Below are 25610 nucleotides of genomic sequence, written 5' to 3'. Positions count from 1 at the left end.
TTTAGACAATAAAAGTACCTTAATTAGGCATTTTATATTATTCAGAAACTTCTGAAACTGCATTTTCTTCCAAAATAGGCTCCACAGGTGCATCAACTTGAGCTCCTAAATCGATACCCATTGCTCCTTGCTGGCGTGCAATACCATCAAGAGCAGCACGGGCAAAAAGATCGCAATAAAGAGAAATTGCACGTGAAGCATCGTCATTACCTGGTATTGGATGTGTTACGTCATCGGGATCACAATTGGTATCAATAATAGCAATCACTGGAATACCTAAACGCTTTGCTTCTTGGAGTGCAATATTTTCTTTATTCGTATCGATAACAAAGATAAGATCTGGAACAGAACCCATATCTTTAATACCACCAAGTGCACGATTAAGCTTTTCACGATCACGTTCAAGATTTAAACGTTCCTTTTTAGTAAAGCCTTGCGCTTCAGCAGCAAGAATTTTGTCAAGCTTCCGCAAACGATGGATCGAATTGGAAATCGTTTTCCAGTTTGTGAGCATGCCGCCAAGCCAACGTGCATTAACGTAATACTGAGCGGAACGATTCGCCGCATCTGCGATAATGTCAGATGCTTGCCGTTTCGTACCAACAAAGAGAATACGACCACCACGCGCTACAGTATCTGAAACAAGTTTAAGTGCTTGGTGTAAAAGTGGAACAGTCTGAGCAAGGTCAATAATATGGATATTATTACGCTGACCATAAATATAGGGAGTCATTTTGGGATTCCAGCGATGAGTCTGGTGACCAAAATGCACACCGGCTTCTAAAAGCTGGTGCATAGTAAAATCGGGTAGTGCCATAAATCTTATCCTTTCCGGTTCAACCTCCGCGGAAAAAGCAGGAAGACCTGCTACCGGCGGATGCTTGCTAGAAGTTTCTCACAGATCATTTGCAAACACCCAGACTCCGCGTGTGGAATAGCGCAAACATACTAATATTTGATTCTTTTTCAAGTTATTTTCTTTAATCATTTAATATTTGCATTTTCACATTGATTAAGATCTTTTCCAAGTTCCAAGAATTCGAGACTGTTCAATTTTGCACGCACTGAAAAAGTTCCATAATCTATATGAAGATCACGCATGACACCATTCTCATGTAAGAGAAAACTGCTACGATAAACCGGCAAACCATCTTTATTTTCTCCATCATCAAAATAAGAAATTGTAACAGGCCAATATTCTTCTTCATCCAATTTTCTTACTTTTTCCGTTTCGCTATCAGATAAAAGTGTCTTCTTTTCCCCTATGACGATACTTTCTTTTATAACTTTATCTGCTTTATTTGTCCCATCAAATACAGTAACATTGTAAAAATGATCTCCTGCTTTTGCATGGCGGATAATATTTTTTAGTTGCATCATTGGAAATTCAGCCATTGCAAGCTTATACTCTTTTTCCTTTGGCTTTTTTAAGGTAACTGTGATACCATCTTGCGTACGCTCAGCAACCCCCTCGGCACGATGCACAACCTCTTCTCCCTCTTGATCTGTAATATTAAAACGAAATGTACGGCTGTCTCCTGTTTCATAACTCGTCGTCTGTTGATCCGTCAAACGTACTGGCATATCTTCAATGTGAACACGGCTAATGAAACGAAAACGTGTGCTATAGCCTTGGCATGCCGAACCAGTAAGCTCGTAAACCATTCGTCCTGACATCGCAGAAATTGTCATTTCATGAGAAACACTATCGAGATGAAAATCATAAATTGCTCGATGAGGCACAATAAAAATGCGCTCTTCAGCTCTCGCAGTACATAAAAAAACAATATATAAAATTATTATAAATAATGATCTAATCATTCCCAACTTCCGAACTTTATCCCCGTTGCATAACATCATACAATAAGGCAAAAAAGGTTAATTTCTCAATTAACCACACATTTTCTTAAATCAAAATAGATTATGCAATGAATATATTATAGAGCAGCTATGGAGTTAAAATTATGACCAATATGATTGAAAAAAACTTAGAAAAATTCGGAATCACTCTTCCTGAAGTAATCTCCCCCCTTGCCAATTACATCACCACTTCACAAAGTGGCAATCAACTCTTTATTTCTGGACAACTCCCTCTTATTAATGGAAAACCAATAGCCATCGGTAAAGTTGGTGCAACTGTGAATACCGAACAAGCCCAAAAAGCATCTGAAGCTTGCGCTCTCAATATTCTCGCGCAACTCAAGGCAACTCTGGGTGACTTAAATAAAATAAAACGTGTGGTCAAAATTACTGTTTTTGTGGCTGTAGATTCTCATTTTACCGATATTCCTTTTGTTGCCAATGGAGCTTCTAATTTATTCGTCAATATCCTTGGTGAAATTGGAAAACACGCCCGTTCTGCTATTGGTGTTGCCTCTCTTCCTATGGATGTTCCTGTAGAAGTTGAAGCCATCATAGAAATCTAAACCTTCATTAAGACAGTGCATTATCCTAAATATAACTGAAGTCAAAATACTTCTTTGTCTTACACTCTGATAAACCTTGCATTTTTTCGTTTTTAAATTAGAATCTTAAACTTACGATAAAAGGAAATATTTGTATGAAACAAGCTTATGACAATAACAATATTTTTGCTAAATTGATTCGCAATGAAATCCCTTCTGTTCGTGTCTACGAAGATGATGATGTTATTGGATTTATGGATATCATGCCACAGGCACCAGGTCATACACTGGTCATTCCTAAAAAAGGCTCTAGAAACTTACTTGATGCAGATCCTGAAACATTATTTCCTGTTATTAAAGCTGTTCAAAAAATTGCAAATGCTGTCAAAAAAGCCTTTCAAGCAGATGGCATAACTGTCATGCAATTTAATGAAGCAGCTAGTCAACAAACCGTCTATCACCTTCATTTTCATATTATACCACGTATGGAGGGAATAGAGCTTACCCCTCATAATGATATGGTAACGCCTCCAGAAATACTTGAAGAGAATGCAAAAAAAATTCGTGCAGCTTTATAACACACTCTTAAGTTGTTGTGCTTTTTTCCTACACGTTTTTTTTGTAAAGTTTTCCATTTTATTTTTCTTTGAACTTACAGATATATCGGAAGATGAAATTTCTAACTGTAAGCTTTCTTTTTTACCATTTGATTTTTGTGTCAATACGCGAACGGTACCACCATTGCGTAACTTTCCAAATAAAATTTCATCAGCTAATGGCTTTTTAATATATTCTTGTATAACACGCCCTAATGGGCGTGCTCCCATCTGAGAATCATATCCTTTATTAGAAAGCCATAAAGTTGCAGAAGGGCTTAATTCAAAACAAATTCCCCGATCAGCTAATTGTGCTTCAAGCTGAAAAATAAATTTTTGCACTATCTGATTGATGATTAAATGAGATAAAGGTGCAAACGGAATAATTGCATCTAACCGATTACGAAATTCTGGTGTAAATAACCGATTGATTGCTTCTATATCCTCACCATCACGATGTACTTTCCCAAATCCAATAGCTGATTTTGCCATATCTGAAGCACCAGCATTGGTTGTCATAATCAAAATAACATTGCGGAAATCAATTTTCTTACCATTATGGTCTGTTAATCTACCATAATCCATTACCTGCAATAAAATATTAAATAACTCTGGATGCGCTTTCTCAATCTCATCTAGCAATAGAACTGCGTGAGGTTTCTGATCAACGGCATCTGTAAGGAGACCTCCTTGATCAAACCCTATATAACCTGGAGGTGCTCCGATTAAACGTGCTACCGTATGCCGTTCCATATATTCTGACATATCAAAACGCAATAATTCAATGCCTAAAGATGATGCAAGCTGTTTTGCAACTTCAGTTTTTCCTACACCTGTTGGTCCTGAAAATAAATAACTTCCTATTGGTTTATCCGGTTCGCGTAAACCTGCTCGCGCCAATTTTATGGATGAAACTAAGACGGAAATTGCCTGATCTTGACCATAAACAACATGTTTGAGTTCTCTTTCAAGCTTACTCAGTATCTTCTGATCATTCCGAGAAACTGTTTTTGATGGAATTCTTGCAATTGTGGCAACAGTCGCTTCAATTTCTTTAACACCTATACTCTTCTTGCGTTGTTTTTGTGGCAAAAGCTTTTGCGCTGCGCCACTTTCATCAATAATATCAATTGCTTTGTCAGGTAACCTACGGTCAATTATATAACGTGAAGATAATTCTACAGATGCCTTCATCGCCTGATCTGTATATTTAATCTGATGAAAATCTTCAAAGTAAGGCTTCATCCCCTGCAAAATCTTAATCGCATCTGTAACAGAAGGTTCATTAATATCAATCTTCTGAAAACGACGCTCTAAAGCACGATCTTGTTCAAAGAATTTGCGATATTCTCTGTAAGTCGTCGAACCAATACATCGCATAGTTCCAGAAGATAACACAGGTTTCAAAAGATTTGCTGCATCCATATTTCCCCCTAATGTCGCTCCTGCTCCAATTAAGGTATGAATTTCATCAATAAATAAAATAGCATCTGGATACAGCTCAAACTCTTTAATAACTTGCTTTAAGCGTTCTTCAAAATCACCGCGATAACGTGTACCTGCAACAAGTCCCCCCATATCAAGAGAAAATATTGTTGCATTTGATAAAACTTCAGGCACTTGCCCATCAACAATACGCTTTGCCAACCCCTCAATTATAGCTGTTTTCCCTACTCCAGGATCACCAACCAAAAGCGGATTGTTTTTTGACCTTCGACATAAAATCTGTATCATGCGTGAAATTTCTATTTCACGGCCAATTAATAAATCAATTTTTCCATTACGTGCTTTACAATTGAGATCAACACAATAATTCGTTAAAGCACTTGTTCCTCTTTCACCATTATCCGAAATCTGCTGATCTAATTGCTCTTCAAGTCCTTCAAGTAACATGGATAACCCATCATCACGCATGACACCCTGTGAAATAAAACGTACAGCATCGTAGCGTGTCATTCCCATCTCTTGAAGAAAATATGCTGCATGGCTTTCACGTTCAGAAAAAATTGCAACAAGAACATTTGCCCCCGATACTTCATCTTTTCCAGCTGATTGTGCATGAATCACCGCACGTTGGATAACACGCTGGAAAAAAGCTGTAGGCTTTGTATCCTCATCAGCTCTAATCTGTTCATCTAACTCTGAGCGAAGATAATTGGTTAAGCGCTCTCGCAATTCCTCTACATCTACTTGGCAAGCCTGAATAACGGAATTTGCATCGGCATCATCTAACAGCGCAAGTAGAAGATGCTCTAGTGTTGCATATTCATGCCGTGCTTGAGTAGCAATTGTTAATGCACGATGCAAAACCTCTTCAAGACTAGGTGTAAAAGATGGCATAGCTCCTCACTTCCATTCCATTACACATTGTAACGGATGTTCATTTTGACGCGCACATTCCCTCACTTGTAATATTTTCATTTCAGCGACTTCATAAGTGTAAGTCCCACATTCTCCTATCCCATTGTGATGAACATTTAACATTATCCGCGTTGCCTCTTCGAAACTTTTTTTAAAAAAGTTCTTCAAAACGAAAACAACAAAATCCATAGGTGTGTAATCATCATTAAGCAAAAAAACTCGACATAATTTAGGTTTTTCGAGTTTTTCTCTAGCCTTAGGCATTATAACTGCACCATGCCTACCTTCATCCCAATTCTTGCCCTTTTCATTATGCATAATATGAGCTATAGAGTTTATTATGAGCATCTGTCCCATTATCGTTTTCCATGCAGTACATTTTTATTAATTTTAAATTCTTTCATAACTATTGCAATACCTGTTTGTATTAGAAAAAAATTTCCCTCTATGGTTAGACTTCAATCACTCACTCATAAAATAACTTCTGTAAACAAATTAGTAATACCATTCGTCTAAACTGCATCAATAAATTACAGAAAAGGAAGCTTTATAGAAGTTTTTGAGGATAAATGGAGAAATAGGATACTGCAAGTGTATATTAATTATCAAAAAATTATGCGCTACTGTAAAACAATAGCAATTTCTTTTGTTATGTTAGCTTTTTCTTACTGTTGGGCATCCGCCACACCTCAAGGGGCCTATCCTGATAAGTATGCGGCTATTGTTATAGATGCTACTACGGGAAAAACTTTATTTCAAGCCAATGCAACACTGAAACGTTATCCTGCTTCTTTAACAAAAATGATGACATTGTACTTACTCTTTGAAGCTATGCAGATGCGTCGTGTGACACCAAATACACCAATTCCTGTTTCACATTATGCAGCAATGCGTCCACCGACAAAAATTGGATTTAAAGCAGGCCAAACAATTTCTGCAGAATCAGCAGCTAAAGCACTCATTACAAGGTCCGCAAATGATGTTGCTGCTGCCATTGCAGAATATCTTGGAGGTAGTGAAAAAAAATTCGCTCAAATGATGACAGTAAAAGCTCGTAAACTTGGCATGAAACATACACATTTCGCAAATGCTTCAGGACTTCCGGATGTGCGCAATTATTCTACAGCACGAGATATAGCGACTTTGTCATTAGCTTTACGTAAACATTTTCCCAAACAATATAAATTGTTCAAAACAAAAAGTTTTAATTTCCGTGGACATAAAATTAACAGCCACAATAAACTTGTTAAAATAATGAAAGGTGTCGATGGAATTAAAACAGGCTACACACAAATGTCAGGTTCTAATTTAGCAACTTCGATGCGTCTTGAGGGGCGCTCTATTGTCGCTGTTGTTATGGGAGGTAAATCATCTACTGCACGTGACGAGCATATGGCTAGCTTATTGAATCAATATTTGCCCAAAGCAAGCCAAATGAAAAGTGGTGAACGTTTAATAGCTTCTGTACGCTATCACTTACCCACTGGGGCCAATACTCCTATACCGACCATTAAAGCTGATTCAAGTAATTTTGACGATGAAATTTCGACTATGTTGACAGCATTTGCAGAACAACCTAAAAACTCCAATATCGCAATAACGGCTGTCAATAAGGTAATTATACCAATACCGAATCCTCAAAAAACTATACCGGCTGAGACTCATAAAATTGTAACAGTCTCTTTGTCCGAAAATGCCGGATGGGCTATCCAAATTGGTTCTCTTCCTAGTGAAGAACAAGCAAAAACTCTACTTTTAAAAGCAAAAAATACAGCTTTTTCCACTTTAAAGAACGCATCTTCACATATGCAACTGTTTGAAAAAAATGGGCAGCGTTATTACCGAGCGCGCTTTACAGGGTTTCAATCAAAAAAAGCTGCATTTGATGCTTGCTCTACATTAAAGAAAGCAAATTTTAACTGCTATACTGTAGCCTACTAAAAATTTTTGAATTCTGCGTTAAGGATAGTATTATGACAGATAATGCTTTTGCTTCATTCCATAAAAAAGAAGTTTTATTGAAGCAATCATCCCTCCTTTCATTGCGTTCTCTTCACGATGCTGCCGCAAAACTTACTGGTTTAAAATATAATTCGACTGCATTAGATACACAGTCTCTTGTTAACCTTCTCATTTGCCAAACAATGCGCAACCGTCGTCTCATAATGCCTCCTGTACGCATTCATTTACGCGTTGCGAGCCAAACTGGTAATGTGCCTATTAAAATCCGTTTAGGAGCAACAAATATTTAATTCTACAGACCCTCTCTAAAAAATTATTTTATTATTAACCATTATCTACAGCCTTAGAAAACCTTTTGATAAACATACTTTTTTCTTAAATTGTTGAATTTTCTGACAGCTTTTCCAACTATCCAATATCTCCAAGCTTTCAATAAAACATTGTTAAGGACATAAAAATACCCAATATTTTTCCACTTTTGGATTTAATATAAAAAATTATCCTTGATATCTTTCTGGAAAAAATGAATAGCTTCATTAGATGAAAGCTTATCATTTGGTGGGATTATTGTAAAAGTTCAATAAAGAAAATCCCTCTTAATAACGCTCCCTATACAACATAAACGCTGTAAAAAAAAACAATCTCACTTCTCTTACTTGTATTTATGTCAACAGGCACAGAAAATTGGAAAATACAAATACTATCGATGAAAAAATGTAAATAAATTATCAGATTAAATATTATGATAACGATTTCCATAAGATTTTAATTTATAATTATAATTTATTTTTTGCATATTGAACAAGAGATTTTCGTAAAATACTCTTATTTTACTTCTTATATTGAATCAGTCAAAATCGCTCGCTTGCTCATCACGAGCAAAATTGACATATAAAGCATTTACAAAAGGAATCAAAGTATCCCTTATGAATCATTTCAAGTACTAGGATCTTTTGTAATATTGAAAGTTGAAAAAAAGGATGATAGTGCTGGTTTTCTCCCTTTATAAATAAAGATGCTAATACTCTATAGATTTTATACCATTCATGGAAAACTTACATTATATTATTCATATGCAAGATACTGATTTATAAAGATAATTAATTATTTTGTTTGTTAGATGAGAATCTCGAATATCGTAAGATTCTCTCATTTAAAATCTGTTTATGTTGAATCAATCAAAACCGTCTCTTGCATGTTATGAGCGAGATTAGTGTGTAGCGTGAAACTGTCCCAAAAAGACTAAAAATGCCTATAATGAACCGTTTCAAATGCCAAGTGCTTTAGTCCCCCTGTACAGAGGGGGGCTCTGGTAAAGTGTGTAACCATGCCAGCGTACTTCTTTTTATTAAGCATAAAGATAGAGACAGCTCAATGGATTTACCGTTATATCATTCACAGGTGCCATCGCGAAATGAGCTTGGGGGGAGGCCTGAGAGATATTTTTTTAAAACGAACTCACGAACGCGTAACACAACAATGTTCTATCGTGTGCATTCTATTCTCATGAGAATTTTTATAAATATTTCTTAATGTATACGTTATTATTTATTTTAATTTTTTTGTCGGTACAAAATTTATAAATAAAAAAGATATTTCCAATATATCTCTTAATTATTGTAAATTAGTGTTTTTTTTCAAGGCATTTTTTACCATACTAGGTAGAAAAAAACTTCACTTTTAAAAAATTAAAACCTTTAAAATTCTACTTTCTTCATCATAATTATTCAGACTTAAAACAAATTTTCCTTGGATACTCAGGCATAATCTTCCATTACTTAAAAGATATGTGACTATGGAAACTTTTTAAAGCCATAAAGCCCAGCTAAAAATAATGGCAGATTGATCACTAATTTTACTTTACGCTTTCTTATTTTTTCCAAATTAAACTTTTTTCCTATTTTAGAGACAAATCAAACAGATGTAGAACACTCTCCCCTCCAAGCTTGCATGAAAAAGCTATTATTCGTTAAGAAAACACTGAATCATCTCAGATTTATTTCAAACTACTGCTGCATTAAAGTGGAATTTTGATTTATAAGGAACAAAAAACATAAGCTTTATTAGGAAATACGATCTCTCTCCAAAAAGTCCAGTTATGGATTGAAAAATGTTCCAGCTCTTAACAAGATATCGCATTGACTGCAAGACCACCTTTACTTGTCTCTTTATAGCGTTCACTCATATCATGACCAGTCTGGCGCATTGTTTCTATACAAGCATCAAGAGAAACAAAATGATCTCCATTACCATATAATGCAAGAGAAGAAGCCGTTACCGCCTTAACAGCTCCCATTGCATTACGCTCAATACAAGGCACTTGTACAAGACCTGCAACAGGATCACATGTCATTCCCAAGTGATGTTCAAGCGCAATTTCTGCCGCATTTTCAATTTGAGCTGGTGTTCCACCTAACGCTGCGGTCAACCCTGCTGCGGCCATTGAAGATGCCGTTCCAACTTCACCTTGACACCCAACTTCTGCACCAGAAATAGAGGCATTATGTTTGATAACACCGCCTATAGCTGCTGCCGTTAATAGAAAATTATGTATTCCCTCTCGATCTGAATCATCATTAAACTGAAGATAATAACGCAAAACGGCTGGGACGACACCGGCTGCTCCATTTGTTGGTGCTGTAACAACACGACCACCCGCTGCATTTTCCTCATTGACTGCTATAGCATATACCGAAAGCCAATCATTTGCCCAAAGTGGATAATTGTAATTTTTCTTTTGTTTTTCCAAAAGCGTTTCATGCAGCTTTTTAGCGCGCCTTAGAACACGCAATCCACCAGGCAACTCACCTTCTTGTGAAAGACCTCTATCAATGCAATTTGTCATCGCTGAAAAAATTTCATCAAGCCCTACATCAAGAGAAAAACGCTCTATCTTTGTTTCTTCATTTAAGCGCTTCATTTCAGCAATTGAAAGTCCTGATTTTTCTGCCATTGATAACATTGTACAAGCAGAATCGAATGGATATGGTACCTCAAATGCTTCTGGTTGTATATTATCATTCATATGGCTTAATTCATCCTCAGTCACAACAAAGCCACCACCGATAGAATAATAAATCTGCCGCAACAGAACATTCCCATCAGTATCAAGTCCTTCAAAGGCTAGTCCATTTGTATGTCCAGGGAGGATTTGCTTTCGTTCAAAAATAAGATCACGTTGTACATCAAACTGATAAGCGGGATGACCTTCTGGTTGCACTTTTTTTTCACGTATAACTTGTTCTAACAAAAACCCCATGCTATCAGGATCAACAGTAGAAGCTTTTTCTCCTAAAAGTCCTAATATGATAGCTCTATCTGTTGCATGACCAATACCCGTGAAAGCTAAAGAACCATAAAGATAAACACGTATACGAGAAACTTGAACATCAGACGACTGAGAAAAATCTCCTATCTTTTGCAAAAACATATTAGCAGCAGTCATTGGTCCCATCGTATGTGAGCTAGAAGGACCAATCCCAATTTTAAAAAGTTCAAAAACAGATAGAAACACGTATCACCTTAAACTATAGTACAGCTTGAGCATATATGCTTTTTCATAACGTTTCTTCCGTTTAAAATCAAATTGCGAGATAAACTAAAAAAATGACAACAATAAACACGAATGTCGCTCGTTTTGCTACCACCCAACACTTTCTTTCTATAGTGTTTTCCATTAGCCAACCTTTAAAACGGACAATGCCCCTAGAGTCACCACTCCCAATGTTCCAAACGTAGTAAAATAAGTGTTAATATGCAATATTAAAATTCAATAAGGATGAGAAATCTTATCGGAAATATTTTTCATAATGCACTAAGTTCTTCAAAACATATGCTTAATTGTATAAAATATTTTATGGGTATGTTTCAATGAAACGTACAAATTTTTCTAACGATTCTCGTTCTGTCTCAAAATTGTTTTCTGGAGCACTCATATCGCGATAACCAAGTGCCATACCACAGATAATATGGCGATCAGAAGGAATAGATAAAAGCGTACGAATCTGTTTATGATAATCAGCAAAAGCAGCTTGAGGACAGGTATCTAATCCAAATCCACGTGCAGCTAACATAATGGTCTGCATAAACATACCCAAATCAAGCCAACTCCCCATTTCCATGTCGTGATCCATTGTAAATAAGAGTCCTACAGGTGCATCAAAAAATAAAAAATTTCGCGCCTTTTGATGAAGTATTTTTTCTTCATCACCTTTTTGAATTCCAAGACTCTGATAAAGATCCAAACCAACTTTTCGACGCCTTGAAATATAAGGCTCACGCCACTGACGTGGATAATAACTATATTCACGCTCTCCTTTTACACCTGAAAGCACAAGTTGTGAAAGCTCTTGCCCTACTTTCTGTAATACACTTCCTGTAAGCACAATTACTTGCCATGGCTGAATATTTGTTCCAGATGGTGCACGTGCTGCAAGTTTTAAGATTTCTTTGATTGTTTCCAAACTAACTGGCTGATCAGTAAAAGCGCGAATTGACTTTCGTGACAATATAGATTGAAAAACACTCATAGGAGAAACTGTCATTGTTTTTACTTTCTTTATGAAAAATAGTTTTTTCTTATCAAGAATAATATACTGCGAAAATACCTTTGCAGCTTTTTCAAACACTCTATTTCTTTAAATGACTTACACATTTCACGCAGTGGTAAATATTCCCCTTAGAGACGGTATAATCTATCTCTTTTAAGAGAAAGAAATTAGTCTAAAAGAAGACAAAATAAATTTATAATCAATGACTACCCTCCAACTCCGCTAAGCTCTCAAAAAAAACTCTCTTCAATTCGTTCTAAATCCTGTAGAAGATCATCAACATCATGCTGCATCTGCTTTAAATCAGTTCGTTTTTTATGAATTCCTGCAATTAATTTCTTAAGCTTTTTCTCATCATCAGGTGGTTTTCCAACCATTGTCAACATATCAGATATTTCAGACAACGAAAATTTTACTCTGTTAGCATACAGGATTTGTTTTAACTTATGACGATCCGTTTATGTATAAATCCGTGTACTTCCACACCGAAAAGGGATAAGAAGTCCCTCTTCTTCATAGCAAAGTTCGAGCTATTATTGAAAACTCACGTGTTAATTTTCCAATTGAATAATATTCGTACATTTTATTATTCTGTCTGCATAGATCACATTGTTATAAGAAATATGTCTATTTTTTATATAACTTAATAAGCACCCCAATCTCTACTTTCCTGCATTCTAATTTATAAGAAAATACATTCTTATCGTACAAGCATTGTATAGTAGAGAATCAATTATTTTTTAGATTACAGAAAAGACTATTGATCTTTCATTATAAGTCTTTTTAAAGCTTTATAGAAGATATCAATCAAAAAATTTACTCAAATTCAAAATCAATCATTATTTGATTTGTAGATAATCAACTCTTTTCCTTGAATATGATTTTTGAGTTTCACATATTTGGAAAAAAACTTTCTATACTGCTTTTAGAAATTAAGAAACTTTAAAATAAAGTAACAAAAAAGATAAGCATCATTACAAAACAATAAGCTACTAAAGATGTTTAAAATAACTATCGCCTTATAATTTTTGATATTTTTCAAAAAAATATACAACTTCTGTATTTCGAAATAAAAAAACGTCTGAACGTTCTATTCAGACGTTTTTTATTATGTAATGTTGTATTTAAATTATTCAGCAACGGCCCCAGTTGTCATATTTGTCAACATAGCCTTAGCCACTTCGTTATTACTAGACTTACGCTGCTCATCTACAATCAAATCATCACGAACTGCAGCAATACGACGGATTTGAGAAATTGTACCACCAGTACCTGCTGGAATAAGACGACCGACAATAACGTTCTCTTTAAGTCCTTGCAAAGTATCAATTTTACCAGAAACTGCTGCTTCAGTAAGAACACGTGTTGTTTCCTGAAACGATGCCGCCGAAATGAAAGAAGGCGTTTGAAGAGAAGCTTTTGTAATTCCAAGAAGAATGGGATTACCAGATGCTGGTTTCTTCCCTTCTGCAATCAAATTATCATTGATTTCATCAAGTTCAATACGATCAACATTATCACCTGGAATATAACCAGAATCTCCAGATTCAGTAATTTCAACTTTTTGCAACATTTGACGAACAATCACTTCAATGTGCTTATCATTAATAAGAACTCCCTGTAAACGATAAACCTCCTGAATCTCATTAACAAGATAAGATGCCAAAGCTTCAACCCCCTTAATCGCCAAGATATCATGAGGTGCTGGATTACCATCAAGGATATAATCTCCCTTTTCAATTTGATCGCCTTCTTGGAAGTGAAACAACTTACCTTTTGGAATCAAATATTCTACTGCCTCAAGAGTTTCATCATTTGGTTCAATAATGATACGACGTTTATTCTTATAACCACGGCCGAATCGAATCGTGCCACTTACTTCAGCAATAATCGCATGATCCTTTGGACGACGCGCTTCAAAAAGCTCAGCCACACGTGGTAAACCACCCGTAATATCTTTCGTCTTGGCACTTTCCATTGGCAAACGAGCAATAACATCACCAGCCTTAACATGAGCACCAAGCTCAACAGAAAGAATAGTTTCAACTGACATCATATAACGGGCTTCACCTCCCTTATACAATTTAGCAATGGATTCACCTTCTTTATCTGTGTGAATAATAATGGCTGGTTTAAGATCCGCACCACGTGGATTAGCGCGCCAATCAATCACCAAACGCTTCGTAATACCCGTAGATTCATCAGCTGTTTCAGTGACAGATAAACCATCAATCATATCTTCAAACCCCACATAACCTTCAACTTCCGTTAAAATTGGACGTGTATAAGGATCCCATTCTGCTATACGTTGGCCACGTTTAACCACATCACCATCATCAACAAAAATATGAGCACCATAGCTAACACGATGTACAACGCGCTCTTTTCCTAACTCATCCTTGATAAGGATAGCCATATTACGCCCCATAACAACCAATTGGCCTTCAGAGTTACGAACCACATTACGATTACGAATCTCCACCTTACCTTCATAAGATGCCTCTAAATACGATGAATCAACAACCTGCGCAGTTCCTCCTAAGTGGAAAGTACGCATAGTAAGCTGTGTTCCCGGCTCACCAATGGATTGAGCAGCAATAACACCAACGGCTTCTCCCTGATTAACAGGTGTTCCACGCGCCAAATCACGACCATAGCATTTTGCACAAACACCAAGACGTGTTTCACATGTTAAAGCAGAACGAATTTGAACAGATTGAATCCCAGCTGCTTCAATCTTCGCGACATCAGCTTCCTCAATCATTGCTCCACCTTCAAGGATAACTTCTCCAGAGACAGGATGTAGAATATCAACAAGCGCTGTACGACCAAGAATTCTTTGCCCAATGGAGGCAACAATTTGTCCTGCATCAACAATCGGCTGCATGGTAAGCCCTTTTGCGGTACCACAATCAACTGCTGAAATAATAGCATCCTGTGCAACATCAACAAGACGCCGTGTTAAATAACCAGAGTTCGCCGTCTTTAAAGCAGTATCAGCAAGTCCTTTACGTGCACCATGCGTGGAATTGAAGTACTCATTAACAGTTAGACCTTCTTTAAAATTTGAAATAATGGGCGTTTCAATAATTTCACCCGATGGTTTTGCCATTAATCCACGCATACCGGCCAATTGTCTCATCTGGTTAGCAGAACCACGAGCACCAGAGTGCGACATCATATAGATCGAATTCATCGGCCGTTGACGACCTGTTTTAGGATCAAAATCGACGGCTTGAATACGTTTCATCATTTCATCTGCAACGCGATCTGTACACTTACCCCAAGCATCTACAACCTTATTGTATTTTTCACCTTGTGTAATCAAACCATCATTATATTGCTGTTCGTACTCCTTAGCCAAAGCTTCTGTTTCTGCAACTAAACGCGACTTACTATCAGGAATAACCATATCGTCCTTACCGAATGAAATTCCTGCACGACAAGCATAAGAAAAGCCAAGCTGCATAATACGGTCACAAAAAATAACCGTCTCTTTTTGTCCACAGTGCCGATAAACATGATCAATCATTTTAGAAATATTCTTTTTCGTCATCTCTTGATTGACAATATCAAATGAGATATCCGCACTTCTTGGCAAAAGCTCACCGATAATCAAACGACCAGGTGTCGTATCATAAAGTTTAGAAACTTCTTTTCCATCCTTCCCAATATTCTTAACACGGCCTTTAATCTTCGTATGAAGCGTTACAACCTTATTTTCCAAGGCATAATGAAGCTCACCTATATCAGAAAAGGCCATTCCTTCACCTGGTTCTTTTTCAGAAACAATTGAAAGATAATAAAGACCAAGAACCATATCCTGTGAGGGAACAATAATGGGAGCACCATTGGCCGGATGAAGAATATTATTGGTGGACATCATCAAAACACGGGCTTCAAGCTGTGCTTCAAGAGAAAGCGGAACGTGAACCGCCATCTGATCACCATCAAAATCTGCATTAAAAGCAGTACACACCAGTGGATGAAGTTGAATAGCTTTGCCTTCAATTAAGATAGGTTCAAAAGCCTGAATCCCCAAACGGTGCAATGTTGGCGCACGGTTGAGTAAAACAGGATGTTCACGAATAACCTCATCCAAGATATCCCAAACTTCTGGATGTTCTTTTTCAACAAGCTTCTTTGCCTGCTTTACCGTTGATGAATAGCCTTTTGCATCAAGCCGCGCATAAATAAAAGGCTTAAATAATTCAAGAGCCATTTTTTTAGGAAGACCACATTGATGCAATTTTAATTCAGGACCCGTCACGATAACAGAACGCCCCGAGTAATCAACTCGCTTCCCAAGTAAGTTCTGACGAAACCGTCCTTGCTTGCCCTTCAACATATCTGATAGAGACTTGAGAGGACGTTTATTGGCTCCAGTAATCACACGCCCACGCCGTCCATTATCAAACAATGCATCAACAGCTTCTTGTACCATACGCTTTTCATTGCGCACGATAATTCCAGGAGCACGCAATTCAATCAGCCGTTTCAAGCGGTTATTACGATTAATAACACGCCGATAAAGATCATTCAGATCTGATGTCGCAAAACGCCCACCATCAAGCGGAACCAATGGACGCAAATCCGGTGGAATAACCGGAATTGTTTTCATTATCATCCACTCTGGCTTATTCCCAGATTCAAGAAAATTTTCAACGATTTTAAGTCGTTTAATCAATTTTTTCTGCTTTAACTCTGAAGTTGTCTCAGCTAATTCAAGACGCAAATCATTAGCGATTTTATCTAACTCCATACTAGCTAAAAGCTCGTAAATAGCTTCAGCGCCAATCATAGCTGTAAATTGATCTTCTCCGAACTCATCAATAGCAAGCATATATTCTTCTTCAGAAAGAAGCTGATGGAGCTTAAGAGATGTCAATCCTGGTTCGGTTACAATATAATTCTCAAAATAAAGAACCCGCTCAATATCTTTTAAAGTTAAATCTAAAAGTGTAGAAATACGACCTGGTAATGATTTAAGAAACCATATATGTGCAACAGGTGCCGCAAGTTCAATATGCCCCATACGCTCACGACGTACGCGCGAAAGAGTAACCTCTACACCGCATTTTTCACAAATAATGCCCTTATACTTCATGCGTTTATATTTGCCACATAGACACTCATAGTCCTTAATAGGGCCAAATATACGTGCACAGAAAAGACCATCACGTTCTGGTTTAAAAGTCCGATAATTAATAGTCTCAGGCTTCTTAATCTCACCATACGACCAGGACAAAATTTTCTCAGGACTCGCAATAGAAATACGAATAGAGTCAAATGTCTGCGCTGGCGCTTGAGGATTGAAAAGATTCATGACCTCGTGGTTCATGCTGTTCTCCTTCAAAGATTCTTAGAACCTGTTGTAATATCTCATTTATTTTATAACAGATCTTCTTTAAAATACATTTACTTTTAAAAATGACCTGTATAGCCTTAATAAGGTTATTGAGCCTCTTAAAGTAATAAGAGCGCAGCTTTTTTCTAGTGCGCTCCTTGAATTATTATTCTGCCGTATCAGACAATGCCCGCTGTGCAATAAGTTCACGCGCATCATCAAGCTCCACATTAAGAGCAAGTGAGCGCATTTCTTTTACCAACACATTAAAGCTTTCGGGTATACCTGCCTCAAATGTATCATCACCACGCACAATTGCCTCATAGACTTTTGTTCGACCAGCCACATCATCTGATTTTACTGTTAGCATCTCCTGCAAAGTGTATGCAGCACCATAAGCTTCAAGTGCCCAAACCTCCATTTCACCAAAACGCTGACCACCAAATTGTGCCTTACCTCCTAATGGCTGCTGCGTAACGAGTGAATAGGGACCAATAGAACGTGCATGAATCTTATCATCAACAAGGTGATGCAATTTCAACATGTAAATATATCCCACCGTTACTGGGCGATCAAAAGGCTCCCCAGTACGACCATCATAAAGCGTAACCTGCCCTGAACTATCTAAGCCTGCGTCTTCCAGCATCATGTTAATATCAGACTCATGTGCTCCATCAAAAACAGGCGTTGCAATTGAAACCCCTTTCTTCATCTGCAATGCCAATTTGTAAAGGCTTTCATTATCATACTGACGAATTGGTTCATTATGATTATCATCAGGCATAAGATTTTCAATACGCTGACGCAACGGCAATATATCCCCAGTCTCTTGATATAACTCTAACAAAGCACCAATCTTCTTGCCCATCCCCGCACATGCCCAACCAAGATGCGTTTCAAGAATTTGTCCAACATTCATACGACTAGGCACACCAAGCGGATTCAAGACGATATCAGCATGGGTCCCATCTTCAAGAAATGGCATATCTTCTACGGGAAGAATACGTGAAACAACACCCTTATTCCCGTGACGCCCCGCCATCTTGTCACCTGGTTGGATTTTGCGCTTCACAGCCACAAAAACTTTCACCATTTTCATGACACCAGGAGGCATTTCATCACCTCTTTGGACCTTTTCAACCTTATCCATAAAGCGACGTTGTAATGCTTCTTTTGATTCATCATATTGCTTGCGCAAAGCTTCAATTTCATTTTGAAGCTTTTCATCCTCAACAGCAAATTGCCACCACTGGGATCGCGGATAATGCCCCATTACTGTACTATCAAGCTTTTTACTACCCGAAAAGCCTTTCGGACCTTCTACAGCAACTTTACCTGTCAACATATCGGTGAGGCGCGCATAAACATTGCGATCAAGAATAGACTGTTCATCATCACGGTCTTTTGCTAAACGCTCAATTTCTTCACGCTCAATTGCCATCGCACGTTCATCTTTTTCCACGCCATGGCGATTAAAAACGCGAACTTCAACAACAGTACCAAAAGTCCCAGGAGGCATACGCATAGAAGTATCACGAACATCGGATGCCTTTTCCCCAAAAATTGCACGCAGAAGCTTTTCTTCCGGCGTCATGGGACTTTCACCTTTCGGGGTAATCTTTCCAACTAAAATATCACCTGGTTGAACTTCAGCACCAATATAAATAATGCCAGCTTCATCAAGATTTCTTAACGCTTCTTCCGCAACATTAGGAATGTCGCGCGTAATTTCCTCAGGTCCAAGTTTTGTATCGCGTGCCGCAACTTCAAATTCCTCGATATGAATTGAAGTAAACACATCATCAGCAACAATGCGCTCGGATAACAAAATAGAATCTTCATAATTGTATCCATTCCAAGGCATAAAGGCTACGAGAACATTCCGCCCAAGAGCCAAATCACCAAGATCCGTGGATGGACCATCTGCAATGATATCACCTTTCTCTACCCTATCACCGACATGTACAAGAGGACGCTGATTAATACAAGTGGACTGATTAGAACGCTGAAATTTCTGTAAGCGGTAAATATCAACGCCTGATTTTGAAGGATCTAAATCTTCTGTTGCACGGATAACAATACGGGTAGCATCGACTTGATCAACAACACCACTACGTTTTGCACTCACAGCAGCTCCTGAATCGCGCGCAACAATAGATTCCATTCCCGTCCCAACAAATGGCGCTTCAGCGCGTACAAGAGGAACTGCTTGACGCTGCATGTTCGATCCCATAAGCGCACGATTCGCATCATCATTTTCCAAAAAAGGAATAAGCGCTGCTGCAACTGAAACCAACTGTTTTGGTGAAACATCCATCAAATCAACATGATCACGCGGCGCCATTAAAACTTCACCAGCATGACGGCAAACAACAAACTCTTCTATAAAACGACCTTCGTTATCTAATGAAGAATTAGCCTGAGCGACATAATGCTTTGCTTCTTCCATCGCTGAAAGATAAATAACTTCTTTTGTGACTTTTCCATCAATAATTTTTCGATATGGGCTTTCAATAAAGCCATATTTGTTAACTCGCGCAAATGTTGCTAAGGAGTTAATCAGACCAATATTGGGGCCTTCTGGTGTTTCAATCGGACAAATACGACCATAATGCGTAGGATGTACGTCACGGACTTCAAAACCCGCACGTTCACGAGTCAAACCACCTGGACCAAGAGCAGAAAGACGGCGCTTATGGGTAATTTCTGACAATGGATTGGTTTGATCCATAAACTGCGACAATTGTGAAGACCCAAAAAATTCACGGACTGCTGCTGCCGCAGGCTTTGCATTGATCAAATCCTGTGGCATAACTGTATCAATTTCAACCGATGACATACGCTCTTTTATCGCACGTTCCATACGAAGAAGACCAATGCGATATTGATTTTCCATCAACTCCCCGACGGAACGAACGCGACGGTTGCCAAGATTATCAATATCATCAATTTCACCACGTCCATCACGCAATTCAACCAACATCTTAACAACAGCAAGAATATCCTCTTGGCGTAAAATGCGAACTGTGTCTGGACAATCAAGATCCATACGTAAATTCATCTTAACACGCCCGACAGCTGAAAGATCATAACGCTCTGGATCAAAAAACAATGAATGGAACATTGCTTCTGCTGTATCGATTGTTGGAGGTTCACCTGGACGCATCACCCGGTAAATATCAAATAACGCATCCTGCCGACTTTCATTTTTATCCACCTTCAAAGTATTGCGGATGTAAGCGCCAATATTCATGTGATCAATATCAAGAATATTGACTTGATCAGCACTAACATCGAGCAGAACTTTTAATACTTTTTCGTCAATTTCATCACCAGCTTCAAGGTAGATTTCACCTGTTTCGTAATTGACGATATCTTCGGCTAGATAACAACCTAATAAATCATCTTCACTAACTTTAACCGCTTTAAGTCCTTTTTCTACCAAAGACTTCGCAGTACGAACTGTTAATTTTTTACCAGCCTCCGCAACGACTTCACCACTATCTGCATCTATAAGGTCAGAAATGAGCTTCATTCCTTTAAAGCGATCCACAGAATAAGGAACTCGCCATCCTTCTCCATCACGCTCATAAGTCACTTTATCATAAAACGTCGATAAAATATCCGACGCATCCATACCTAATGCCATCAAAAGACTAGTAACAGGAATCTTGCGCCGTCGATCAATACGCGCATAAATGATGTCCTTAGCATCAAACTCAATATCAAGCCAAGAACCACGATACGGAATAACACGAGCAGCAAAAAGAAGCTTTCCTGATGAATGGGACTTTCCTTTATCATGGTCAAAAAAGACACCAGGAGAACGATGCATCTGAGAAACAATAACACGCTCCGTACCATTAACAATAAAGGTACCATTCGTCGTCATTAAAGGCATATCGCCCATATAAACGCCTTGCTCTTTAATGTCTTTGATATCTTTGGAGCCAGTATCCTCATCAACATCAAAAACAATCAAACGCAATATGACCTTTAATGGGGCAGCATAAGTTAAATCACGTTGACGGCACTCTTCAACATCAAATTTTGGTAAATCAAATTCATAACCTACAAACTCAAGCATAGCTGTACCGGAAAAATCTGAAATAGGAAAAACCGATTTAAAAACAGCTTGCAAACCTTCATCTGGTCGCCCACCTTTCGGTTCCTCAACCATGAGAAATTGATCGTATGAGGCTTTTTGAACCTCAATAAGATTCGGCATTTCTGCTACTTCAGGAATCTTACCAAAAAATTTCCGTACGCGCTTACGACCATTGAATTGAGACATCATTGCGTGAGTCTGAGCCATCGTCGCTCCTTGATCTTTACTCTTCAAGGTAGACCAACCTTGAAAGCCTTATACCATTAACCTGCATATGCAGACCAGTTCACTTGACACTCAATAATGAGCATCATTAACTTTCCCTACCAACATAAGCCATTTATCTCTTTGACTCTATGATGAAGGGGTAAGTAATCCAAACCTATCCCATTCCTGTTACGAAACCATTGGGAAAAGTTTTTTACTCATTATTTTCCCTCTTTGTATTAAGAGAAAGAAAATCGGCGAACATAAATGCCCGCCGATAAAATTAAATTTACTTAAGTTCCACCTTAGCACCGGCAGCTTCAAGTTGAGATTTAATTTTTTCTGCTTCTTCTTTAGAAGCAGCCTCTTTAATAGGCTTAGGTGCACCTTCAACCAGATCTTTAGCTTCTTTAAGACCAAGTCCAGTAAGAGCACGAACTTCCTTAATAACATTAATTTTTTGTGCGCCACCTTCAACAAGAATAACATCAAATTCTGTTTTTTCTTCAGCAGCTGGAGCAGCAGCACCAGCAACAGCAGCGACAGCTACAGGAGCAGCAGCCGAAACTCCCCATTTTTCTTCAAGTAACTTAGAAAGCTCAGCGGCTTCCAAAAGGGTTAGATTAGAAAGGTCTTCTACGATCTTCTCTAGATCAGCCATTTTTAAATTCCTTCAATTAAAAGATTTGAACCATTATTAAATCTTATTCAAAAAAACAGAAAAGCATTAAAGCTCTTCCATAAACGTGAATACAAACAGCCTTAAGCCGCCTTATCCTCCTGAGCATATGCTCCAATGACACGTGCAACCTGACCAGCAGGGGCATTAACAACCTGTGCAATACGGGTCGCAGGGGTAGAAATCATACCCACAAGTTTTGCACGCAACTCGTTTAATGAAGGCAATGAAGCCAATGACTTCACAGCATCTACAGTTAAACTTGTTGCACCCATTGAACCGCCAAGTATGACAAATTTGTCATTGCTTTTCGCAAAATCAACAGCAACTTTCGGTGCTGTGATTGGATCTTCTGAATAAGCAATAAGTGTTTGTCCAGTAAACAAACCCACTATCGATTCAGATTCCGTGCCCTGAAGAGCGATTTTAGCAAGACGGTTTTTGGCGACCTTAACGGCACCGCCAGCTTCACCCATTTTCGAACGCAGATCATTCATCTGTGAAACTGTCAGACCGGAATAATGTGCAACAACAACAGAACCAGACTTCCGAAAAGCCTCGTTAAGCCATGTAACAAATTCGCGTTTTTCCGCTCTATTCACTGTCTCTCTCCATTTAACAGATTTGCTTAAAACAAACCTGTTGGTTACCTTTGATAACATAAAATACTTCATGTCACCGATGAGGATCCTGTCCCCTTTTTCACGCACAGCGTTCAAAGGCAACCTTGGCTCAAACCCTTTAAGTCTTTTAACTCTCAGTTTTTACCCCAGTCTCATGCAGGTTTTTTTGATTAAGATACTTAAAAGCATCACCTACAATCTCGGACAGGATATTCCGGAATTTCTCCCGGTACAACCTAAGCCCTATAAAGCTTAGATAGCGAGCTGATCAAAATCAGCATTTTAAATACAATTTTGATATTCCCATACCCCAAAACAAAATTATAAATCAGCTTATACTAGCTCTGAACGAACCGTTGCTGGATCAACTTTAACACCAATTCCCATAGTCGACGAAACAGCAACGCGCTTAATATACTCACCTTTTGCACCTTGCGGTTTGGCTTTAATAACTGCACTTGCAAAGGCTTTTATATTTTCTACGATTTTTTCAACACCAAAAGAAGCCTTACCAATACCAGCATGCACAATACCAGCTTTTTCCACACGAAACTCAACAGCACCACCTTTAGAAGCTTTGACAGCACCAGCAACATCAAGTGTTACAGTACCAACTTTCGGATTCGGCATCAAACTCCGTGGACCAAGAATCTTACCAAGACGACCAACAAGAGGCATCATGTCTGGCGTTGCAATACAACGATCAAAATCTATAGTCCCTCTATTAACGCTTTCAAATAAATCTTCGGCACCCACAATATCAGCTCCTGCCGCCTTAGCTTCCTCAGCCTTATCCCCACGAGCAAAAACGGCAACACGAATATTTCTCCCTGTTCCATTAGGCAAATAAGCAACGCCTCGAACCATTTGATCAGCATGACGAGGATCAACACCCAAGTTCATTGAAATTTCGATTGTTTCATCAAACTTAGCAACGGCACGCTCCTTAACCATTGAAACGGCATCTTTTAAAGCGTAGAGTTCATTAAAATCAATATCTTTTCGGATATTTTTTATTCTTTTTGCTACTTTTGCCATAATATTAGCCCACCACTTCCAAGCCCATCGAGCGAGCAGAACCTTCAACCATACGCATTGCTGCCTCAATGTCATTCGCATTAAGATCTTTCATCTTTGATTCCGCAATCGAACGAATTTTATCGCGAGAAATGCTTCCTACAGACACTTTACCAGGCTCTTTTGAGCCAGATTTCAGGTTTGCTTCCTTCTTTAAAAAGAATGATACAGGAGGCGTCTTGAGAGAAAAGGTGAAAGACTTATCTTGGTAATACGTAATAACAACTGGAATCGGTGCCCCCTTTTCCATTTCTTGTGTCGCTGCATTAAACGCCTTACAAAATTCCATGATATTAATACCACGCTGCCCAAGAGCTGGACCAATTGGTGGAGATGGAGTAGCAGCTCCTGCAGGAACCTGCAACTTAAGCTGACCTATACTTTTTTTTGCCATAACAATCTGCCTTTAATTTCACTGGTATACTGACAATTCATCTTGCCCGTTACCCGCTTGCAGTCACGTGGTTCGGATCATTAAGCCGACAAAAGCTATAAATCACCTCCCACTCCTTCCTTAAAGTAATTAAAACTACTCTAAGTTTAATCAGAGTTTTTCAACCTGACCAAATTCCAAATCAACAGGCGTAGGACGCCCAAAAATAAGCACTTCAACCTTAAGACGAGAGCGCTCTTCTTCAACCTCTTGAACAATTCCATTAAACGAAACAAAAGGACCATCAGCAACGCGAACTTGCTCTCCAACCTCAAACAATACAGAGGACTTTGGAGACTCAACCCTTTCCTGAACTTGTTTGAGAATTTGCTCAACCTCTCGATCAGAAATAGGAACAGGACGCGCATCCGACCCTAAAAAACCTGTCACTTTAGGCGTATTCTTAATAAGATGATAAACTTCATCTGTTAACTCAGCACGAACAAGAACATAACCAGGAAAAAATTTTCGCTCAGTATCAACTTTGCGTCCACGACGAACCTCTACAACACGCTCTGTTGGAACAAAAATCTTTTCAAAAAGATGATCAAGTCCCTTTTGCTTTGCCTCCTTATCAATAGCTTCCGCTACTTTCTTTTCAAAATTTGAATATGCCTGAACAATATACCAACGAGCTGCCACAGTCACACTTCCTTACATTCTCAACTAAAAAGATATTTCAGAAGATCAATAACCCGCCAAACACCAAAATGCATAACCTGATCCACAATAAAAAAGAAAGCTGAAGCCAATGCAGTTACCAACAAAACCATAATAGTAGAAATAACCGTCTCACGACGTGTAGGCCATTTCACTTTAATTGTTTCTGCATAAACCTGCTTCAAAAAGGTAATCGGATTGGTTTTAGATGCCATCGTCACACTATACTCTCTCTAGTCCTATTGTGTTTTATAGAACAAAATAAACAGGAAAAAACGCAAAAGCCAACTTTCAGACTTATGCAATTTCCTTACTTTCTATTCAATACCGTTTCACACACAAAAAAACAAGCCCCATATCAAAAAAAGCGAAAAAGGCAGCAAAATCCACTCCCTTATATGTAAAATCCCCCTTTGGCAGGGGCAGCAGGACTTGAACCCGCGACCTGCGGTTTTGGAGACCGCCGCTCTACCAACTGAGCTATACCCCTAACTCTCAAAACTAAAACACTTTTAACACCCCTTTAACAAGCATTATTTATTCAATGATCTTAGAGACGATACCGGCACCAACAGTACGACCACCTTCACGAATAGCAAAAC

The 25610-nt window shown here is 38.3% G+C and carries 19 protein-coding genes, 1 tRNA gene and 1 pseudogene; 4 read left to right on the top strand and 17 right to left on the bottom strand.

Going from position 1 to position 25610, the window contains the following annotated elements:
• Positions 1 to 37: 37 nt before the first annotated feature.
• Together rpsB and ACFINI_RS05990 are read right to left on the bottom strand one after the other, a co-directional pair.
• Positions 38 to 817 (bottom strand): 30S ribosomal protein S2, encoded by a 780-nt coding sequence (rpsB, locus tag ACFINI_RS05995; RefSeq protein WP_273788135.1) that lies wholly within the window; start codon positions 815 to 817, stop codon positions 38 to 40.
• Positions 818 to 984: 167 nt separating this feature from the next.
• The gene (locus ACFINI_RS05990) at positions 985 to 1821 is read right to left on the bottom strand and encodes a cell envelope integrity EipB family protein (RefSeq protein ID WP_375612121.1); all 837 of its coding nucleotides are present in this window, start codon (positions 1819 to 1821) and stop codon (positions 985 to 987) included.
• A 143-nt stretch (positions 1822 to 1964) separates the two neighbouring features.
• Between ACFINI_RS05990 and ACFINI_RS05985 the strand changes: the two genes are divergently transcribed.
• Positions 1965 to 2426, top strand: coding sequence for a RidA family protein (locus tag ACFINI_RS05985; protein WP_375607219.1), 462 nt, complete (start codon positions 1965 to 1967; stop codon positions 2424 to 2426).
• A 134-nt stretch (positions 2427 to 2560) separates the two neighbouring features.
• Positions 2561 to 2983, top strand: coding sequence for an HIT family protein (locus ACFINI_RS05980; protein WP_375607220.1), 423 nt, complete (start codon positions 2561 to 2563; stop codon positions 2981 to 2983).
• Here the strand turns inward: ACFINI_RS05980 and clpA are convergent.
• Positions 2978 to 5341 carry an ATP-dependent Clp protease ATP-binding subunit ClpA gene (clpA, locus tag ACFINI_RS05975; RefSeq protein ID WP_375646785.1) on the bottom strand — a complete coding sequence of 788 codons (2364 nt, stop codon included), beginning with the start codon at positions 5339 to 5341 and terminating at the stop codon, positions 2978 to 2980. The two genes, ACFINI_RS05980 and clpA, sit on opposite strands and share 6 nt — an antisense overlap.
• A 6-nt stretch (positions 5342 to 5347) precedes the next feature.
• Positions 5348 to 5719, bottom strand: coding sequence for an ATP-dependent Clp protease adapter ClpS (clpS, locus tag ACFINI_RS05970; protein WP_375612119.1), 372 nt, complete (start codon positions 5717 to 5719; stop codon positions 5348 to 5350).
• Positions 5720 to 5953: 234 nt separating this feature from the next.
• Between clpS and ACFINI_RS05965 the strand changes: the two genes are divergently transcribed.
• A complete protein-coding gene (locus ACFINI_RS05965) occupies positions 5954 to 7303 on the top strand; it encodes a D-alanyl-D-alanine carboxypeptidase (protein WP_375620781.1) in 1350 nt (449 codons plus the stop codon).
• A gap of 32 nt (positions 7304 to 7335) precedes the next feature.
• Complete coding sequence (locus ACFINI_RS05960) at positions 7336 to 7614, top strand: hypothetical protein (protein ID WP_375612117.1); 279 nt, start codon at positions 7336 to 7338, stop codon at positions 7612 to 7614.
• 1832 nt (positions 7615 to 9446) lie between these two features.
• On the opposite strand, the gene ACFINI_RS05955 is transcribed toward ACFINI_RS05960, so the two are convergent.
• The 13 genes and pseudogenes from ACFINI_RS05955 to ACFINI_RS05895 all read right to left on the bottom strand — a co-directional run.
• Positions 9447 to 10838, bottom strand: coding sequence for an L-serine ammonia-lyase (locus ACFINI_RS05955; protein ID WP_375646781.1), 1392 nt, complete (start codon positions 10836 to 10838; stop codon positions 9447 to 9449).
• A gap of 340 nt (positions 10839 to 11178) precedes the next feature.
• On the bottom strand, positions 11179 to 11868 hold the full coding sequence (locus ACFINI_RS05950) for a nitroreductase (protein WP_375612167.1): 690 nt from the start codon (positions 11866 to 11868) through the stop codon (positions 11179 to 11181).
• Between the two features lie 236 nt (positions 11869 to 12104).
• On the bottom strand, positions 12105 to 12278 hold the full coding sequence (locus ACFINI_RS05945) for a hypothetical protein (RefSeq protein WP_375646776.1): 174 nt from the start codon (positions 12276 to 12278) through the stop codon (positions 12105 to 12107).
• Between the two features lie 725 nt (positions 12279 to 13003).
• A complete protein-coding gene (gene rpoC / locus ACFINI_RS05940) occupies positions 13004 to 17215 on the bottom strand; it encodes a DNA-directed RNA polymerase subunit beta' (protein ID WP_375637731.1) in 4212 nt (1403 codons plus the stop codon).
• A gap of 172 nt (positions 17216 to 17387) precedes the next feature.
• Complete coding sequence (gene rpoB, locus ACFINI_RS05935) at positions 17388 to 21536, bottom strand: DNA-directed RNA polymerase subunit beta (protein ID WP_375646769.1); 4149 nt, start codon at positions 21534 to 21536, stop codon at positions 17388 to 17390.
• 289 nt (positions 21537 to 21825) lie between these two features.
• Positions 21826 to 22197: a 50S ribosomal protein L7/L12 gene (rplL, locus tag ACFINI_RS05930; RefSeq protein WP_273790654.1), complete on the bottom strand. Its 372-nt coding sequence runs from the start codon at positions 22195 to 22197 to the stop codon at positions 21826 to 21828.
• A gap of 101 nt (positions 22198 to 22298) precedes the next feature.
• A complete protein-coding gene (gene rplJ, locus ACFINI_RS05925; protein WP_012755027.1) occupies positions 22299 to 22817 on the bottom strand; it encodes a 50S ribosomal protein L10 in 519 nt (172 codons plus the stop codon).
• Between the two features lie 354 nt (positions 22818 to 23171).
• The gene (gene rplA, locus ACFINI_RS05920) at positions 23172 to 23876 is read right to left on the bottom strand and encodes a 50S ribosomal protein L1 (RefSeq protein ID WP_375612112.1); all 705 of its coding nucleotides are present in this window, start codon (positions 23874 to 23876) and stop codon (positions 23172 to 23174) included.
• Positions 23877 to 23880: 4 nt separating this feature from the next.
• Positions 23881 to 24309, bottom strand: coding sequence for a 50S ribosomal protein L11 (rplK, locus tag ACFINI_RS05915; protein ID WP_273723157.1), 429 nt, complete (start codon positions 24307 to 24309; stop codon positions 23881 to 23883).
• Between the two features lie 150 nt (positions 24310 to 24459).
• Entirely contained in the window at positions 24460 to 24990 is a 531-nt protein-coding gene (gene nusG / locus ACFINI_RS05910) for a transcription termination/antitermination protein NusG (protein ID WP_273790740.1), read from the bottom strand.
• 20 nt (positions 24991 to 25010) lie between these two features.
• Positions 25011 to 25223: a preprotein translocase subunit SecE gene (secE, locus tag ACFINI_RS05905; RefSeq protein WP_273790652.1), complete on the bottom strand. Its 213-nt coding sequence runs from the start codon at positions 25221 to 25223 to the stop codon at positions 25011 to 25013.
• 199 nt (positions 25224 to 25422) lie between these two features.
• Positions 25423 to 25498, bottom strand: a tRNA-Trp gene (locus ACFINI_RS05900).
• 47 nt (positions 25499 to 25545) lie between these two features.
• Positions 25546 to 25610: pseudogene (locus ACFINI_RS05895) on the bottom strand (elongation factor Tu); the annotation flags it as partial.

Origin of the sequence: Bartonella sp. AA56HLJMS (assembly GCF_042197145.1) — a bacterium.
In the GTDB taxonomy this organism is placed as follows: Bacteria; Pseudomonadota; Alphaproteobacteria; order Rhizobiales; family Rhizobiaceae; genus Bartonella.
Note: the sequence above shows the minus strand (reverse complement) of the source record. Positions and strands in the feature narration are given on the sequence as shown.

Coding starts and splice junctions, on each gene's coding strand:
- rpsB (WP_273788135.1), bottom strand. CDS start 817: ATGGCACTACCCGATTTTACTATGCACCAGCTTTTAGAAGCCGGTGTG.
- ACFINI_RS05990 (WP_375612121.1), bottom strand. CDS start 1,821: ATGATTAGATCATTATTTATAATAATTTTATATATTGTTTTTTTATGT.
- ACFINI_RS05985 (WP_375607219.1), top strand. CDS start 1,965: ATGACCAATATGATTGAAAAAAACTTAGAAAAATTCGGAATCACTCTT.
- ACFINI_RS05980 (WP_375607220.1), top strand. CDS start 2,561: ATGAAACAAGCTTATGACAATAACAATATTTTTGCTAAATTGATTCGC.
- clpA (WP_375646785.1), bottom strand. CDS start 5,341: ATGCCATCTTTTACACCTAGTCTTGAAGAGGTTTTGCATCGTGCATTA.
- clpS (WP_375612119.1), bottom strand. CDS start 5,719: ATGGGACAGATGCTCATAATAAACTCTATAGCTCATATTATGCATAAT.
- ACFINI_RS05960 (WP_375612117.1), top strand. CDS start 7,336: ATGACAGATAATGCTTTTGCTTCATTCCATAAAAAAGAAGTTTTATTG.
- ACFINI_RS05950 (WP_375612167.1), bottom strand. CDS start 11,868: ATGACAGTTTCTCCTATGAGTGTTTTTCAATCTATATTGTCACGAAAG.
- rpoC (WP_375637731.1), bottom strand. CDS start 17,215: ATGAACCACGAGGTCATGAATCTTTTCAATCCTCAAGCGCCAGCGCAG.
- rpoB (WP_375646769.1), bottom strand. CDS start 21,536: ATGGCTCAGACTCACGCAATGATGTCTCAATTCAATGGTCGTAAGCGC.
- rplL (WP_273790654.1), bottom strand. CDS start 22,197: ATGGCTGATCTAGAGAAGATCGTAGAAGACCTTTCTAATCTAACCCTT.
- rplA (WP_375612112.1), bottom strand. CDS start 23,876: ATGGCAAAAGTAGCAAAAAGAATAAAAAATATCCGAAAAGATATTGAT.
- rplK (WP_273723157.1), bottom strand. CDS start 24,309: ATGGCAAAAAAAAGTATAGGTCAGCTTAAGTTGCAGGTTCCTGCAGGA.
- secE (WP_273790652.1), bottom strand. CDS start 25,223: ATGGCATCTAAAACCAATCCGATTACCTTTTTGAAGCAGGTTTATGCA.